Origin of the sequence: Mycolicibacterium wolinskyi (assembly GCF_002101965.1) — a bacterium.
Taxonomy (GTDB): Bacteria; Actinomycetota; Actinomycetes; order Mycobacteriales; family Mycobacteriaceae; genus Mycobacterium; species Mycobacterium wolinskyi.
The window spans coordinates 143,898-157,314 of record NZ_LQQA01000010.1 but is presented as its reverse complement, the minus strand read 5'-3'; the positions used below and the strand labels follow the sequence as shown (position 1 = coordinate 157,314).

At 64.9% G+C, this 13,417-nt stretch carries 14 protein-coding genes; 9 read left to right on the top strand and 5 right to left on the bottom strand.

The window, feature by feature from the left end; all coding sequences use genetic code 11:
• Positions 1-54: 54 nt before the first annotated feature.
• Positions 55-351, bottom strand: coding sequence for a hypothetical protein (locus AWC31_RS09510; RefSeq protein WP_133060127.1), 297 nt, complete (start codon positions 349-351; stop codon positions 55-57).
• Positions 352-544: 193 nt separating this feature from the next.
• Between AWC31_RS09510 and AWC31_RS09505 the strand changes: the two genes are divergently transcribed.
• From AWC31_RS09505 to AWC31_RS09495, 3 genes are all read left to right on the top strand, one after another.
• On the top strand, positions 545-907 hold the full coding sequence (locus AWC31_RS09505) for a hypothetical protein (RefSeq protein ID WP_234816782.1): 363 nt from the start codon (positions 545-547) through the stop codon (positions 905-907).
• Between the two features lie 260 nt (positions 908-1,167).
• The gene (locus tag AWC31_RS09500) at positions 1,168-1,905 is read left to right on the top strand and encodes a GNAT family N-acetyltransferase (protein WP_085144056.1); all 738 of its coding nucleotides are present in this window, start codon (positions 1,168-1,170) and stop codon (positions 1,903-1,905) included.
• Between the two features lie 507 nt (positions 1,906-2,412).
• On the top strand, positions 2,413-3,807 hold the full coding sequence (locus AWC31_RS09495) for a hypothetical protein (protein ID WP_085144055.1): 1,395 nt from the start codon (positions 2,413-2,415) through the stop codon (positions 3,805-3,807).
• 78 nt (positions 3,808-3,885) lie between these two features.
• Here the strand turns inward: AWC31_RS09495 and AWC31_RS09490 are convergent, their stop codons facing one another.
• Complete coding sequence (locus AWC31_RS09490; protein WP_085144054.1) at positions 3,886-4,566, bottom strand: class I SAM-dependent methyltransferase; 681 nt, start codon at positions 4,564-4,566, stop codon at positions 3,886-3,888.
• 156 nt (positions 4,567-4,722) lie between these two features.
• On the opposite strand from AWC31_RS09490, the gene AWC31_RS09485 reads away from it, so the two are divergent.
• Positions 4,723-5,181, top strand: a complete 459-nt coding sequence (locus tag AWC31_RS09485) for a lipoprotein LpqH (RefSeq protein WP_085144053.1) — start codon at positions 4,723-4,725, stop codon at positions 5,179-5,181.
• A gap of 3 nt (positions 5,182-5,184) precedes the next feature.
• On the opposite strand, the gene AWC31_RS09480 is transcribed toward AWC31_RS09485, so the two are convergent.
• Positions 5,185-6,546 (bottom strand): alpha/beta hydrolase, encoded by a 1,362-nt coding sequence (locus tag AWC31_RS09480; protein WP_085144052.1) that lies wholly within the window; start codon positions 6,544-6,546, stop codon positions 5,185-5,187.
• A 66-nt stretch (positions 6,547-6,612) separates the two neighbouring features.
• A complete protein-coding gene (locus tag AWC31_RS09475; RefSeq protein WP_067844554.1) occupies positions 6,613-6,918 on the bottom strand; it encodes a hypothetical protein in 306 nt (101 codons plus the stop codon).
• 141 nt (positions 6,919-7,059) lie between these two features.
• Here AWC31_RS09475 and AWC31_RS09470 point away from each other — a divergent pair, with 141 nt between their 5' ends.
• The 3 genes from AWC31_RS09470 (at position 7,060) to AWC31_RS09460 (ending at position 9,881) form a co-directional block, all read left to right on the top strand.
• Complete coding sequence (locus AWC31_RS09470) at positions 7,060-7,509, top strand: carboxymuconolactone decarboxylase family protein (protein ID WP_085144051.1); 450 nt, start codon at positions 7,060-7,062, stop codon at positions 7,507-7,509.
• A 120-nt stretch (positions 7,510-7,629) separates the two neighbouring features.
• Complete coding sequence (locus tag AWC31_RS09465) at positions 7,630-9,111, top strand: amino acid ABC transporter substrate-binding protein/permease (protein ID WP_234816781.1); 1,482 nt, start codon at positions 7,630-7,632, stop codon at positions 9,109-9,111.
• The gene (locus AWC31_RS09460; protein WP_067844560.1) at positions 9,108-9,881 is read left to right on the top strand and encodes an amino acid ABC transporter ATP-binding protein; all 774 of its coding nucleotides are present in this window, start codon (positions 9,108-9,110) and stop codon (positions 9,879-9,881) included. Before AWC31_RS09465 ends, AWC31_RS09460 begins: the two co-directional genes overlap by 4 nt.
• Here the strand turns inward: AWC31_RS09460 and AWC31_RS09455 are convergent.
• Entirely contained in the window at positions 9,878-10,564 is a 687-nt protein-coding gene (locus AWC31_RS09455; RefSeq protein WP_207626330.1) for a DUF3060 domain-containing protein, read from the bottom strand. The genes AWC31_RS09460 and AWC31_RS09455 overlap by 4 nt on opposite strands.
• 239 nt (positions 10,565-10,803) lie before the next feature.
• Here AWC31_RS09455 and AWC31_RS09450 point away from each other — a divergent pair, with 239 nt between their 5' ends.
• Positions 10,804-11,664 carry a peptidoglycan recognition protein family protein gene (locus AWC31_RS09450; protein WP_085144049.1) on the top strand — a complete coding sequence of 287 codons (861 nt, stop codon included), beginning with the start codon at positions 10,804-10,806 and terminating at the stop codon, positions 11,662-11,664.
• Positions 11,665-12,244: 580 nt separating this feature from the next.
• Positions 12,245-13,339 carry an MmpL3/TtfA transport complex stabilizer gene (locus tag AWC31_RS09445; RefSeq protein ID WP_085144048.1) on the top strand — a complete coding sequence of 365 codons (1,095 nt, stop codon included), beginning with the start codon at positions 12,245-12,247 and terminating at the stop codon, positions 13,337-13,339.
• Positions 13,340-13,417 lie beyond the last annotated feature (78 nt).

Here is a 13,417-nt window from a genome sequence, read left to right as displayed (position 1 = left end):
GGCCGCCTGTATTCGGCCCACCAGAACCGTTGTTTCTTCGCGCGATTCACAGAATCAGAGCCGATCCATCTCACGCGACATCAGCGAGTGCTCCAGGTAGCCGAGCCGCGAGGGGCGAATCGGCTTGCGTTCGGCGCTGGTCTGCCACCGCGCCCGGGCGGCGGACAGCGCGCGCGACACGATGTCGATGGGCCGGCGCCGCCGTAACGGAGCGGCGGCCGCGGTGCCGAACAGCACTTCCTGTTCGGTGATGAGTACATGCGTCCCGCTCGCGCGTGCGGTGTGTTCTCGGGTCTCGCGTTTCGTGGCGGAGGCCCCAGAAGACACGGAAGACGTTGTCAACTTGGGCATTTCAGATTCCTCTGATCGCAGCGCCGGAATATCTGACGCTTGATGAGTAGAAACCTACGGCGAACGTGGCACCAGTTCACGAGTAGTGCACTACCTCTCTATCTGGCTATCGCCGGTGTCGTCATCAGTGCAGTTGTGAGGCCGGCGAACAGCGGGCGGCAAATATCGTTCGCTGTGCTGGGTCTGCGGTTCCGTGACCGGTGGCGTGTTTTCGCCGAAGCGGCGGCTGGTAGAGGTAGGTACAGTCGTCGGCGTGCATGACGACGCCACCGGGCTGGACGCCGAGATCGCTGATGAAATCGAGTTGGAAGAGTATGAGGCGGAGCTGGACGACCAGGACCTCAACGGCCAGGTGATCTCGATCCGGCGCGCGAATGGCGACGAGATCCTGACGATCGTCGCCGAAGACGACGAGTGGAACGTCGACCTGCAGCCGGGCGGTGCCGTGCAAGCCGCGTTCCTCGGGTCCCGCCGCGATACCCCGGTCTGGGTCAACGCTCTCGACCATCAGATCGAGCGTGACGAAGACGGTACCTACGTCATCCGAATCGACTGAGCACGGGCGATTCCGCATATCGCACGAGTGTGATTCGGCTCCTCATCGAGGAGTCAAATCGCTTCGTATTTCTGCTTTTTCAAGCGGTATGGCCCGTGAAGCGCCGACTTCGGCTCGTCGCGCTGACACGTAGCTGCGCTGACTGCTGTCGGCCGATCGGGGGACAGAAGAGTCATCCGGCTGATCCTCTGATCGCCCGATGTGTCCGAGCGCTCCTGCGCGTCACAGTGTTTCAACGCTGTTGACGAAGGAGCGATCAGATGACCAACCTCACCACCCTGCTGCCAGCGAAGACCACGACGCCGCGTTACGGCGTGCAGTTGACGACAGATCCTGATCTCATCGATGGCGCACAGCGGTTGCGCTACGCGGTGCTTGCCGAGGAAGGCGGCCGCACCGCATCCGGTTTCGGGCTCGATGCCGATCGTTTCGACGAACACTGCGTGCACGTGCTCATCCAGGACAATCGATCTGGCGAACTTGTGGCCTGCTGCCGGATGCTGCCCTCGGGTGGGGCGATCGCGGCAGGGGATCTGTGCACCGCAGCGTCATTCGACATCTCCGCACTCGAACCGCTGCGGCTCTCGATGCTCGAGTTCGGGCGCGCTGTGGTGCGCGCCGATCACCGTAACGGCGCTGTGGTGCTGATGATGTGGTCGGCCGTCGTCGAGTATGCGTACCGCTACGGCTACGACCATGTCCTCGGTTGTGTGACGATGCCGGTTTTCGAGGCGAGCGGCCGCGGCAGAGACATGGTGCGCCACGCATGGAGTCACCTTCGGCGCAATTACCGAGCGCCCGATTGCTACACGGTGCACCCGCACCGGCCGGTCGTGATCGATGCGGTCTGTCTGAGCGATTTGGTGCCGCACCGCCAGCCGGAGCTGCCTGCGCTCATGCGCGGATATTTGCGGGCGGGCGCGAGAATCTGTGGCGAACCGGCCTACGACCCAGAGTTCGGCTTCGCGTGCTTCCCGACGTTGCTCAGCACGACTTGAGACACCTACTGGCCAACGACGGAATCCGACCTTTACACGTGATGTGAAGACGCCAGCGAACTAGACATGTCGCGCGATTTGTACACAGCTCATTGCTGGCCGCTTCGTGTCTGAAGGTGCCACTCTGTAGCTGTCAGTCCAGGACGTGACCGCAGACACGTTGAAGTAGCAAAGTGAGACGACACATAGTCGCGGCTTGTTACCAATCGGTAAGTAGAGCCTGACGTCCAGTTATGTCTTCAGCTCAGTTAATTCCAGGGCGGATGACCCTCATGGCCCGATTCGTTGGCGAATGTTTGCGTGACCGTCAGCTACTTGCCAACAGAAGTAGTTAGCTGAACCGGGGTCGCGCGTCGTCAATAAGCAAACTTCGAATTGGATACAGTTCGAAGCGCGGGAACGCTAGCAATGACAAGCAAGGCAGCTGATCTGCGAATTTTGCTTGCTTTTAACTTACCAAGGGGTAAGTTCTCCGGCTGGGAACGTAAACCAGCAAAAGGAGTACCCATGCAGCTAGCTGTTCGCTCGTACTTGGCTACGGGCGTGGCGGTCGCGGGTGTCGGCGTCTTGGCCGCCAGTCCCGTAGCGCCGCCGATGCCTGACCTCAAGGTGCAGGCAGCGCACTCGTCGGCAGCCGTCGAGCTGTCCGCGTTGGCCAATCCGATCGCGGGCTATGCCGACGCCTTCAGCCTGGCATTCCAGAACGTGGTGGCTTTGGGGCAACGAGTCGCCGACAACCCTGCCCCGATCCTGTCGCAGATCGTGCGGAACCAGCTCACCAGTGCGGCCGCAATCGGCGCCTTCGTCGATGCCTTCGGCGGAAGCCTCAGCGAGGGCTACGCCGAGGTGCCTGCGCACCTGAAGGTCGCGGCGCAACAGTTTGCCGACGGTAACGTGACCGCTGCACTCACCACGGTGCAGAATGCCCTGCTGGGGCCGGTCGTGCAGGCGGTGTTCGACACGCTGTTCCTCAACCCGGAGGTCTGGGAAGGCTTCCAGAACGCGCTGCGTCAGCCCATCGCCAACACGCTCGCGATCGTCGATCTGCTCCAGCCGGCCAACATCATCAACTTGCTCGGGCCGTTGCTCGCACCCGTACAGGTGATCACCGACGTGGTGAACGTCGTCGGCGGTGCCGGTGACAACATCTTCGCCGGCATCAAAGACGGTGACCTGGAGCAGGTGGCGAACGCCGTGCTCAACTTCGGCCCGGAGCTGACCAACGCCATCCTCAACGGCAATTCGATGGGCGGCGGTTTCGCGGCCGGTCTGCTCGGCCCCAACGGCATCGTGGCCGGCCTGATCACCATCGGCGAGATCGTCGCTGACGCGATCACTCCCGCGGCGGCCAAGTCCGCGCTCGCCGGGGCCAGCCTGCTGCAGACCGAAGCCGCCTCGACGACCGTCACGCTGGACGTGGCGCCTCAGGCGATCGAGGCGCCGAAGGCTCAGGAAGGCACTGCAGTCGAACAGGTTTCGTCGACGGAGACCGCCGGCGAGTCGACCACCAAGGAGACTTCCGCAGGGGCCTCCGCGCCGCAAGCGCCGGCCGAGACCCCGGCCGAGACTCCGGCGCAGGAGACCGCGGCCGAGCCGGCCGCCCCTGAAGAAGCGGCCGCCGAGGCGCCTGCCGAGGACGCGGTCAAGGAAAGCCCGAAGGCTGTACCGGGCAAGACCGGCACCGACACCTCGACCAAGAAGGCAAACCCGCTCAAGGATGTCGGCGACGGCATCCGCGGCGCGTTGAAGAACGTGGGCAAGGGGTTCAAGGACGCCGTATCCGGTGCGAGCGGCAAGACCGCCAAGCCGGCGAAGGCCGAGAGCACCAACTCCGGCGGGGCCTCCGGCAGCGCCGGTGGGTCCAGCTCGACCGGTGGATCGGAATCCGGCGGAGCCGAGTAGCAGCTCGATCCAGTGGGCCCCTTTCCTTCGGGAAGGGGCCCACTGTGGTCGAGAGGGCAGCGTAAGGGAGCGATACGGCTAACCGGCCACGTATCCCACCCAGCCGCGGAACGTGAATGCCGCGTAGAACTGGCTGACATCGGTGAAGCCCGCGTCCCGCAACACCTGCTCGTCCTCTTCGGGCGTGAGGATGTGCAGTGTCGTTTCGATCGCCGTGCGCGCGGAGGCCATCGTGGCGGCCTCGACGCCGGATTCCGTTGCGAATGCGCTGTACCGCGACAGCCACAGCTCACGTTCGTCATCGGTGGAATACGGAAAACTGAAGTGTGCGACGACAAACGGTGCACCGGGCCGTAGTCGGCGCCGTACCTGCTCGGCGGTACGCCTGCGCTCGGCCGGGTCGAGGAACTGCAATGTCAGCAGGCTCGTGGCGCCGTCGAACGGGCCGGTCGGTGCGTCGTCGATGTAGCCCTCGTGCAGACGCACCCGCGGCAACAGCGGCCCCAACGTGTCTTCGGCCAGACGCAGCATTTCACGAGCCGGATCGACGCCGTCAAATGTCCAGCCGGTGCGAGCCTGCGCGAACGTCCTCAGTTCGAGGCCACCTCCGGCGCCGAGCACGAGAACGCGGCCGTCGTCGGGCACGTGTTCGGCCAGCAGGACCGTGGCCATCTGCTGCATGGCTGCGTAGCCCGGCACCAGTCGCGGTGGGCGGTCCGCATACGTCGCAACCGTTTTCGGATCGCTGAACGGGTTCATGCCTTCGATGGTGGCTTTTACATCGCCGTCTCGGCAAGGAAGATTGCCAAACTGGCAAACGGCCGCGCGCGGGCGCACCAGGCAGTCGGCGGCTGACCGCGCACGTGAAGCCGCCGTTGCCGAGTCGGCCCGCCGAACGGCGTCCATACTGCTGACATGCGTGGTGTCACGGTGGGAGCGGCGGTTGCACTGGCCGCAGCGCTCCTGTCGGCTGCGGGCTGTGCCTCCGGCCCGGTTTCCGACGTCACCATCGTGGTCGACGGCCGCACGCACACGGTGAGCGCACGCGTGAGCTGCACCAAGTTCCCCGACGGCAAGCTGCTGATCTACGCGGCGCCGTCGAAATTCGACGCCACGAAACGCGTTCGCGTATTGCTCGGGACCGAGCACCGGCTGGTCGTCTACGCCGCGGGTTTCCGGCTGCCCGAGGTTCGTGGTTTCGGCGACGACCCGGGCGAGATGGTGGCGACAAAGGTCGACGACGCCTACAACATCAGCGGTCGGCTGCCGCCAGAAGACGGTCAACTCGAGTGGCGGCAGTTCGAGATCGACGTCACGTGCCCGGGCTATTCGCAACCGGTGCGCGACCAGCATCCGCGGCTGGGAAGTCCCTAGCGGTCAGCCCTCCGACGCACCGGGCATGGGGGTCACGGGCACGCCGGGCGTGCCGAGCTTGCCGGCCAACCACGGCAGCGCTGCCGCGAAACCTTCTCCCGCCGAGGGGAAGTCGTGTGAACCCGAATAACTCGAAACCGAACATTCCACGCCGTGCCCACTGAGCAATGCGCACAACTTGTTGGCGTTCTCGGCATGCTCCTCGGAATACGGATCCCAATCCGCGATCTCTTCGGGTGGTGGCGGCCGATCACCGGCAGGCCGGTAGACGGTGGGCGTGTCGTCGGAGACTCCGAGCCACGCCGCCATGCCGGGGAACTGGCCATGTTCGAGGATCACGGTCTGGGGGTCGAACGCGGCCCACGCCTCGGCATCGCCGCCGTAGAGGCGCGCGATCGTCTGCTGTTTCGTTCCGGTGTTCGGCCCGAGTTGACCGTCGAGATCGACGAACGCACTGAACAACTCCGGATGGGTGACGGCGAGTGTCAGCGCGCAGGTGCCGCCGGACGACCACCCGACGAGGCCCCAGTTCGCGGGGTCGGTGCTGACGCCGAACTTCGAGACCACATAGGGCACAACCTCTTTGGTGAGGTGATCGGCGGCGTTCCCGCGCGGCCCGTTGACACATTCGGTGTCGTTGCTGAACGATCCGGTGGAATCGGGGAACACCATCACGGGGGCGTTGCCGTGGTGTCGCGCCGTGAACTCGTCGAGGGTCTTCAGTGCCCCACCGGACTCGGGCCAATCTTCTGGATGGCTGAACTCGCCGCCCAGTGCCATGACTGCCGGAAGCTGTGGCGGGGGATCGGACGCGAACCAAGCGGGTGGCAGGTACACCAATTCCTGGCGGTGCTTGAAGCCCGAGACATTGTCGGGCGTCGTGATTTTCACGATCGTGCCGCGAGTCGGGCGCTCGCCGTCGCGATGCATCGCGGCCAGCGTCTCTTCGTCGATCCACTGAGGCGACTCGGTCCCGGTGAGGCGCTGCCATGCCGATTGGACCGTCGGGAAGTACCCGGTGGCGGTGTTGAGCGCCGCTGCCGCGCACACCACGCTCAGCGGCACCGCGAGTATCGACAGCGACCGCCGCCACCACGCAGCATCCCGCCACCCGAGGACGGCGATGGCGATCGCGACTCCCGTGATCGCGACCCAGACGACCGTGGCGGTGGAGGCAGCCCGGTCCGACCACCCCTGGAACTTCACGAACAACCGGACGATCACGGCGAACGCCACGCCGGCGCCGATCGCAATCGGCACCCAGCGCGTCCGCCATCGCGGCGTGCGCCAGCCGATCGCGGCGACCAGCACGACCAACGTCGAGATCTGCAGTGTGATCGGCAGCCAGCCGCTGGTCAGGTTCATGTCGGACGCCCCCAGCCCCGGACCATGAGGTGATGGTATCGGGGCAGGCGATCATCTGGCGGTAAGTCAGCGCGAGCAGTCCAGCGACACCGTGATGGTGCGACGGACGACCACCGGAACGAAACGGTCGCGGCCGCCAGGCCCGTCGAACCGCACGATCCTGGTTTGTTCCTGTGGGTTTCGGACGCCCGTGACGATGCACTGGTCCAGTGGTGCACTGCCGATCCGGTCGAGCCGCACATCGAAACCCTGCGCTTCGAGCTGACCGATGGTCAGTGCGGCGGATTCAGCCTGTGCCGGCGCGGCGAGCGCGAGCAACGCGCCGAGTGCTGCCGCACTGCTGCCCACTGCTGCGACGAGGATGTTCTTCATCTGAAACTCCCTGATGGATGAGCCGTTGCGATGCCGGCGTTTCTTGTTATGTCCTCGATGGTGTCGCGGTGGGACACGCGGTGCTTGAAGGTTGTATGGAGATCAGGTGGAGATCACCGGTAGTCGTCGGCAGGAGTACACATGTCCATTCGCCCAGCACTGAACACCGCGTTGCCCGAGGCGTACAAGTCGGTGCTCGCACTCAACGACCAGTGCGAAAAGGCGGCCGCTGACGCCGGCCTCAATCCGCTGACCGTCGAGTTGGTGAGAATCCGCGCATCGCAGCTCAACGGGTGCGCCTTCTGTTTGCGGATGCATGTTCGCGACGCGCTGGAGAAGGGTGAGAGCACGGACCGGATCGCGGTGATCCCGGCCTGGCGTGAAACGTCGTACTTCACCGCGGAGGAAAGCGCCGCACTGGCCATCGCCGAGGAGATCACCCACATCGCCGATCGCGCCACCGCGCAATCGGACGCCGAGCGACTGTCGGCGCTGACCGCTCCGCAGATCGCGGCGTTGCGCTGGGTTGCCATCGTGATCAACGCGTTCAACCGGATCGCGATCAGCAGCCACTACAAGGTCGCTCCTTGACCTGACAGTCGCTTGCCGCGTTTGCGGAGCTAACCGCAACTGGCCCGAAATCTCCCATCCCGCTGCGGGGTGGCGATACGGTGGGCTGTCCTGCACTGCCGTAACGATGGGAGTCGCACCATGCGAGCCGGTTGTCCACAGCACGTTCCCAGTCGACGATCAGGTTCGCGATTATCGGCCCGTGTTCTCGCCCTCTGCGCCGCCGTATTCGTCGGCCTGTTCGGGACGGCGCTGCTCGCTCCCGCGACCGCGTCGGCCGAGGGCGAGACGTACGTCATCGCGACCGACATCACGTTCGCGCCGTTCGAATTCCAAGATGCCAGCGGCAAATTCGTGGGCATCGATATCGATCTCATCAACGAGATCGCGGCCGATCAGAAATTCAACGTCACCATCAAACCGCTGGGCTTCGACGCCGCCCTGCAGGCGGTGCAGGCGAACCAGGCCGACGGTGTCATCGCCGGTATGTCGATCACCGACGAACGCAAGAAGGTGTTCGACTTCTCCGATCCGTACTTCGAGTCCGGTGTCCAGATGGCGGTGCTCGCCACCAACGAGGACATCAAGTCCTACGAAGACCTGCGCGGCAAGCGCGTTGCCGTCAAGAACGGCACCGAAGGCGCCGAGTTCGCCGAGTCGATCAAGGACAAGTACGGGTTCACGACCGTGTACTTCGCGGACTCGGCCTCGATGTTCGACGAAGTCCGTACCGGCAACTCGCAGGCAGTTTTCGAGGACTATCCGGTGCTTCAGTACGGCATCGCGCAGGGCAACGGGTTCAAGACCGTCACGCCCAAGGAGAAAGGCGCGAGCTACGGGTTCGCAGTGAACAAAGGCCAGAACGGCGAACTGCTGCAGAAGTTCAATGCGGGCCTCGCGAGCCTCAAGGATTCCGGCCGCTACGACGAGATTCTCGAGACCTACCTCGGCGAGGACGCGGTCGAAACCGACAACTCATTCTTCGGCCTGCTCAAGAGCACCTTCCCGATCCTGATGGTCGGTCTCAAGATGACCATCATCCTGACGATCGTCTCGATCGCCATCGCCTTGGTGCTCGGCATCATCTTCGGTTTGTTCCGGGTGTCTCGAAACATCGTGCTACGCGCGATCGGCACCACCTACGTCGACATCTTCCGCGGCACACCGCTTCTGGTGCAGGCGTTCTTCATCTACTTCGGCATCCCGTCGGCGCTCGGCTTCCAGATGTCGGCCTTGACCGCAGGCATCATCACGCTGTCGCTCAACGCCGGCGCCTACATGACCGAGATCGTGCGCGGCGGAATCCAATCGGTGGACAAGGGCCAGATGGAGGCATCCCGCAGCCTCGGCATCGGCTACCTGCCCACCATGCGGAAAGTGATTCTGCCGCAGGCGATCCGGACCATGATCCCGTCCTACATCAACCAGTTCGTGATCACGCTCAAGGACACGTCCATCCTGTCGGTGATCGGCATCGCCGAGTTGACGCAGACCGGGCGCATCATCATCGCCCGCAACTTCCAATCCTTCGAGATGTGGTTGATCATCGGCATCATCTATTTCATCGTCATCATGGCGCTCACCAAGCTGTCGGATCGTGTTGAGAAGAGGCTCGTCAAATGACCCAGCTCGTACCGGAAGCCGCCGCATCCGAGCCGGAAGGCACGGTCAAGATTCGAATCGAGGGACTCAAGAAGTCCTTCGGCGACCTGGTGGTGCTCGACGGCATCACCACCACGATCAGCAAGGGTGAGGTCGTCTGCGTCATCGGGCCGTCCGGCTCCGGCAAGTCGACGTTTCTGCGCTGCCTCAACAAGCTTGAGGACATCACCGGCGGCAAGGTGACCGTCGACGAGTTCGACCTCACCGACCGCAAGGTCGACCTCGACAAGGTGCGCCAGCACATCGGCATGGTGTTCCAGCACTTCAACCTGTTCCCGCACATGACTGTGATCGACAACGTCACGCTGGCACCGCTGCTCACCAAGAAGATGGACAAGGCCGCCGCGGAGAAGCGCGCGATGGAACTGCTCACACAGGTGGGCTTGGCCGAGAAAGCACACGTCAAACCCGCGACCCTGTCCGGTGGCCAGAAGCAGCGTGTCGCGATCGCCCGCGCGCTGGCGATGAACCCGTCCATCATGCTGTTCGACGAGGCCACCAGCGCGCTGGATCCGGAGATGGTCGGCGACGTGCTCGAAGTGCTGCGCGAGCTCGCCGAGGGCGGCATGACGATGGTGGTGGTGACCCACGAGATGGGCTTCGCGCGGGAGGTGGCCTCGCGGGTCATCTTCATGGCCGACGGCAACATCGTCGAGGACGACACTCCTGCCGAGGTGTTCGACAACCCGAAACACCCTCGGCTGCAAGAGTTCCTGTCGAAGGTGCTCTAACCCTGCTCGACGCTGTTGTCCTGTCCGGACTTCGAGATCTCGGGTTGCCCGGTGTGATAGGTGACCCGGTTCTCGAACCCTGACACCCCGATGGTGTCGGCAGAGTCGACCGTGATGGTGTTCTGGATGCCGGACACGGCGATATTCGCGCAGTGGCCGGTGATCGTCAGGGTGTTCTCGATTCCGCTGACGATCACCGCGTTGCCATTGCACGCGACCGTCCGGTTCTCGTTGACGCCCGACACGATCACTGTTTCGCCGGGTGCGGTCACGGTCGTGCTGTCCGTGGTGACTCGCGGCGGCGCGATGACGGGGGCTTGCACAGTGGGGTTGGGCGGCGACGCCGTCTCGTCGGCGCTGGTGTCACCGCCGCTGCCGCTGAACATGACATAGGCGGCGATGCCCGCGGCGAACAAGGACACCATGATGAGGCCGAGCACGACCAGGATGCGTGCGCCGGACCCGCTGTGCGGTTGCGGCGGCGGCGGCGCGAACTGATCGGCATATCCGGGCCACGGCGCCGGCGGCCCGGGCGGGGGCGGCGGGAAGGTGTTGCCGTGCGTCCATGGCTGCGTCGGACTGACGTCGTGACCCGTGCCGAGCTCGGATGCGCGCGCGACGTCGGCGAGCGGGCGTTCCAGCTCGCGGATGCGGGCCTCGGGGTCGTCGTCCTGCGGGTCCATGCGCAGATGCTCGCACATCCGGCGGGTCGTGGGGGACAGGTACGACAAGCAATGTATCGCCGCAGGCGTGCGGAGTTTGCGGCGCGGCGTCCTGGCGAACGCCGATCAGCGGCTGACCGGCCCGCCTTCGTGGTGAGTAGAAATATTGACGCGTCACCAGTTTGGGGTGCGGATGGGTGTCGTAGGCGCTGCGTAACATCGAAGTGCCCAAGTGTTTGCTACGACCGAGAGGACTCACCGTGCCGCAGACGGGACCATGGACCGGAGATCCGGTTTGGCTCGCCGATGTACTTCGCGCCGAGGGCGTCGATCTCGTCGAGTATCCCGGCTGGCGGACCCGCGGGCACGGTGACTTCAAGGACATCCGCGGCGTCATGGTGCACCACACCGGATCTGACAACGCGAGCGCGGCCTCGATCGCCGACGGCCGTCCGGATCTCGCCGGCCCGCTGTCGCAGTTGCACATCGCGCGCGACGGAACGGTCACGCTCGTGGCGGTGGGCGTCGCCTGGCATGCCGGGGCTGGTATGTATCCGTGGTTGCCGACGAACATGGGCAACTGGCATCTGATCGGCATCGAATGCGCCAACAGCGGAACCAGCCCGACCGCGCCACACCGCCAGAACTGGCCCGACGCACAGTATTTCGCGATGGTGCGGTGCTGCGCCGCGATCAACCGGCGCCTCGCGCAGAGTTCGGCGCGCACGATCGGACACAAGGAGTACGCGGGCCGCGCCCAGGGGAAGTGGGATCCGGGCGCCATCGACATGGACACCTTGCGCGCCGATATCCAGGCGCAGATCGGCACGATCGCCAACCCCGCTCCGACCCCGCGGCCCCCGGTACCGGTCGGCGAGTACGCCGACGTTCTGCTGTTCCGCCCGATGCAGGGGCCTCAGGTCGCGGAACTGCAACGCCGGCTCAACGCGGTCAACGCCCCATCCGCGCCGGATCTCGCGGTCGACGGAATGTTCGGGCCGCTGACCGAGGCGGCGGTCCGCGCGTTCCAGCGTCGGACCGGCGGTCTGAAGGTGGACGGAATCGTCGGCCCCGCCACCGCGGCGGCGCTCAAACTCAAGGTCGCGCCCGCGGCCGCTTAGCGCCCCTGCCCGATGTGCGGATCCATCCGCGACACGCCGCCTACGCGGTATGGAGCCGCACGCTAGGTGCGAACCCTTGGCGGTGGAGCTGTGACCCGTGAGACGGCTCCGCGCGCGGTGTGAGGGTTATCAACGGATGAACAGCGAACAAAAGGACAACCGCGACTCATCTTTCACAGCTGTAACATGGGTCCAGGCCGATTCTGAATGGCCGCCGCCCTGACGCTGGGGAAAGTTTGCTGGCGTGTCGGGGTGTGATTTACCGCTCATTTTCGACGGGAATGGTAAGAATCCATTCTGGCAACAGCGCCGAGTGAAACCGGAAAACCGGTTGCCGGCCTTGGCGTTGCCCCAGGTAACCCGCATTTAACGTATTGCGACAAAAACATAACAAATGGATAACGAAGAATTTCTTAAGCGCAGTCTGAGAGAATGTCGCCACATGCGACTCATTCGCTGTCGAGCCGTCCTGGGCTGGCTGTTTCCGTCGCTAGACTCGATGCAACCGCGCCACCCCGGCGCAGACTGACCTGGAATCTAGTGCCGGTGAACGCCATGCCGGCGGAGGTGCCGATTGATCATGGCAAAGAACTTTCTGCGTGCGTTGAGCCGCGTCGTACGACATGAGACCGCTGCCGAGGAGCCGTCGGCCGGCAGCGTCACGTTCGACGGTGCGCTCGATGACGTGGACGTGGCAGGCCTGGTGGAAGTGGGCCGCGGGCCGATCGGCGACATCGCCGTCGACGCCGAGCGCGACACCATCGTTGTGACGAACTCCGCGACCGACTGCCTCACCGTGATCAACCCCTACACCCTCGCCGTGGTCGGGTCGGTCCGGCTTGGCGGCGAGCCGTTCGCGGTGACCGCGGCCGATGACCGCGCCTACGTGAGCGTGACGTCCGCCGGACACGACGCGATCGTCGTCGTCGACACCATCACGGGTGCGGTGCTCGCCGAGTATCCGCTGGCCCTCACCGTGACCGCGCTCGCGATGAGCCCGGACGGCAAGCGCGTGTTCGCCGGCCGCAGCGGTGACGACCGTATTGATATCGCCGTCATCGACACCACCGCGCAGCGAGTCGGAACCATCGACATCGCGACGGGCGTGGGCGTCAGCCTCGACGCGCTGCACGTCGATTCCACCGGCAAGCGGCTGTATGCGGCCACATCGGACGCGCGCGGCAGCCGCGTCGTGACCGTCAACACCGAGACCGCCCAGATCGAGTCGACGGTGTGGATCGGCGCGCCGATCCGCGACCTGGCTCTCGGTGCCGACGGCATCGCGTATGTGTTGACATCGGACCGGCAGTACCGCGGCGTCGTACACCTCGTCGACCTCGCGGCCGCCACGGTCGTGGGTGCCGTCCAGATCGGCGGCGCACCTACGCAATTGGTGCTGAGCCCCGATGCCACCCGCGCCTACGTGGTCGATTACGACCGCATCATCGTCCTGTGCACGCTGACCAACGAGGTTCTCGGCAGCGTCGTCTTGCACGCGCAGCCCGCGGCGGTCACCGTGCGTGACGACGGTGCGCGCGTGTACGTCGCCGATTACACCGGCCACGTCAACGCGTTCGACGTCGCCGCCCCGCTGCCCGCGCTGTACTCGCAGCTCGTTGCCACGGAGCCGGCGCCGCTGCCTGAACTGCCCGCACTGGCACCTGCCGGCGCCTGACCTGCTGGCCGAGCTTCGCGAGCGACCACGAATGCACGCCATTTGCGGCGTGTCGAGGTACAAACACGGTCGGTCGCG